We start from the raw sequence: 2,820 nt of genomic DNA on the forward strand, positions 1-2,820 counted from the left end.
AACAATCACTCCTCGTAAGTCCCAGCGCTTCCATCGGACGGCGGAGATCAGCGGCCCGAGAAGCGCGCCGCGTCGAAGTTGGCCGCGCCCATGTTCGACCGGGCGTTGTCACCCTGCTCCTGGTCACCGGAGCCGAACGCCGACTCCATGCCCGACTGGCCGCCGAGGATCGACGACAGCGCGCTGTTCAGCGACGAGGTGATCTCGTCGGAGCGCGACTTGAACGAGTCGAAGGCGACCTTCCCGGACCCGTTGAACTTGCCTTCCAACGGCTGCGCCGCCTGAACGAGTTGACGGATCAGCGTCCCGAGGTCATCACTCGACCCACGCGACTTCGACGTCAGCGTCGTCAGGACCTGCGCCCCCATGTCGAACTTCATCCGGCTCCCCCTACCAGGTTAGTTGGTACAAATAATGCCATCCCCCTCGTCCTCCGTGCCAGCGACTTGCCGGGCTCGCCAGCCCTCTGTGACAAACGCGTGACAGAGACGCACAAGAGCCGGAAGCGGCCACCGAGGCGGGAGATCCCCGGCTCCGCCGTCGCGACGAACCGCGCGGGGCGCACAGTCGGCAGGTCAGGCCCCGTCGGGGGGTTGCTGCCGGAACACATCGTTCATGATCTTTTCAGCGAGGTCGGCATGGCCGGCCGGAGCTGTGACACGCAGCCAGAGGAAGAAGTCGAAGGGCGACCGGTCGTCCGCACCGAGTGGTCGCCACCACAACCGCAGCAGGCGGATCAGCGACGCTGTTCTCACGCCGTCCGAGTCGGCCAGGCGGTAGCGGGTCTCACGGTCGTGCCGGGGCCAGGTACCAGGATTGGTGCCGGGGAGACCGGCGTAGAAGGCATCGCGGTCGCCGCACTCGTCGTGGAGGTAGCACGGGTGCAGCTTCAGTTCCACGCGCACAGGCCCTTCCGGGGTGTCCCACACGCACTCCTGGGCTTCATCCGGTGCCGCCAGGCCGGCTGAACACTCCATGCCGCGCGGCAGCCGCAGCGCCATCCAGAAGTAGGTGTCGGGATGGAACAGGACGATCTTGGATCGCTCCCCGGCGTCCCACTGGGCGCCTTCGAGCGGCTTGCCCGCGTCCCCGCGATAAAGGGAGAACCGGGACGCCCGCGGCAATGGGGCGCCCGACAGGTCTTTCAGGGTGCGCTCGCCCGCTTGCGCGGGGCCGACGAGTCCGGCATTGCGCAGCACGGTGCGCGCGACTGCCACCGCCATCTCACGCACCTGTGCCACAGTGGCGAACTCCATGCTGACGTCCGCGAGTACCACGGCGTTGTCGACCCGCGCCCGGACGACGCCCATCGGGATCTCGGTCCTGCCGAGCTCCCTCTCGAGCGGATCGCCGGTCAAGAAGCCGGCGTCGCTGACGATCGCCGAGTCCCCGACGTCGTCCCGCCGTTCGCTCTTGTCGAAGTTGGCCTTCCGTACCCATTGTTCCGCCTGGTCCGCGCCACCGAGTTGGCCTTCGGCAGCGGTGACGCCGACACGTAGGGTGATCACCGTGTCCGGCCGGAACGGAGCCTGTTCCTCGAAGACACAACTGGTGGTGTCTCTGAGCGGCGGAATACTCACCGTCGCGGGTGCCCGCCAGGGCCAGACCTGACGGTCGTCGTAGCCCGTACCCCTGGCGGGGTCCTGGAGCAGTGGGCGCAGATCCGGGACGGTGAGCAGGCTGCAGGCGCTCGCGAGCGAGGGAACAGGGCCTGCCACAGCAGGAGCCGTCACAACGGCGCCGAGCAGGGCGAACGCGGTCAGCACGGACACAGCGGCACCGACGGCCGTCAGCGCCCTCTCCTGGAAGGCGACACGGCGGGCCAGTCGCTCCCGCGACCTGAGATCGGGCAGGAACTCCTTGCCGGTGGACCGCTCGCCCCGGACGGCGCGCGCTTCGGCGGCCAGTTCGTGCTGCAACGCCAGGTGCCGGAAGCGGTAGAAGCCCCCCGACTGCCGCAGCACCCCGCGCCGGTGCGCGTCCCGCAGAAAGCGCGTCAGGCGCCACGGCAGGTGCCCACCCGCGGCGAGCCAGAACCGCGCGGCACCGTGGCGACCCCAGGCGGAGACGGCGCAGCTCCACACCCCGACGCCGAGCGCCAGCACAACGGCCGTCGACGTCCAGCGCGCCGTACTCATCGCGTCGCGTCCCTGAAAAAGGCCGCCCCACATCACCACGAGGGTGGCCACGAAGCCCAGGAGTGTCTTGTGGAGCCGCAGCGGAGCGCGGCTGCCGGGCAGAGAGACGACGGCCAGCCAGAGCGTGGCGCGCCGGTCGGCGCGCAGCAGGGCCTCGGGGCCGAGGGCTTCCGGGTCGGCGGGCCTGCGTACCGCGTTGCGCAGGGCGAGGAGCCCGAGGAACACGACGGCCCCGGTCACCCTCAGGGCGGTGATCCCCGCGACGCCGTGGGCGGCCGCCCCCGCCCAGAGCACGGCGAGCGCGATGGCCCCGAGGACAACGAGGGCACGTGGAAACGGCCTGCTCAGCGCCGCTCGGACAGCGCCGGCCACGGGCCGTCCGAGCCGCTGCGGTACCGGCAGTTCGCTGTCCACGGTGATGTACCAGTCCGTCACCACGGCAGCGAGGCCGCTGATCAGACCGAGGGCCCATATCGGCGTCGCCACCCCGAAGATGTCCACGGTGAAGGACAGCCCGCTCACGGTCAGGGCGGCGGCGACCAGCACGGGCAGCGGCAGGGAGAGCAGCAGGCGGGCGCGGCGGGGCACCATGCGTTCCAGGCGCCACCATGCGATGTCCGGCTGCTCGCTCTCGGTCTGCCGGAGCGCCAGCTCCCCGAGCCAGCGGCGGGCCCGCTCGCCT

1 protein-coding gene and 1 pseudogene are annotated in these 2,820 nt (G+C 70.3%); both read right to left on the bottom strand.

Annotation, left to right across the window (positions count from 1 at the left end):
• Nucleotides 1–47: 47 nt before the first annotated feature.
• The gene (locus QR77_RS03145) at nucleotides 48–380 is read right to left on the bottom strand and encodes a hypothetical protein (protein WP_040019541.1); all 333 of its coding nucleotides are present in this window, start codon (nucleotides 378–380) and stop codon (nucleotides 48–50) included.
• Between the two features lie 195 nt (nucleotides 381–575).
• Nucleotides 576–2,820: pseudogene (locus QR77_RS46435) on the bottom strand (hypothetical protein); the annotation flags it as partial.

Origin of the sequence: Streptomyces sp. 150FB, from assembly GCF_000818195.1 — a bacterium.
Lineage (GTDB): Bacteria > Actinomycetota > Actinomycetes > Streptomycetales > Streptomycetaceae > Streptomyces.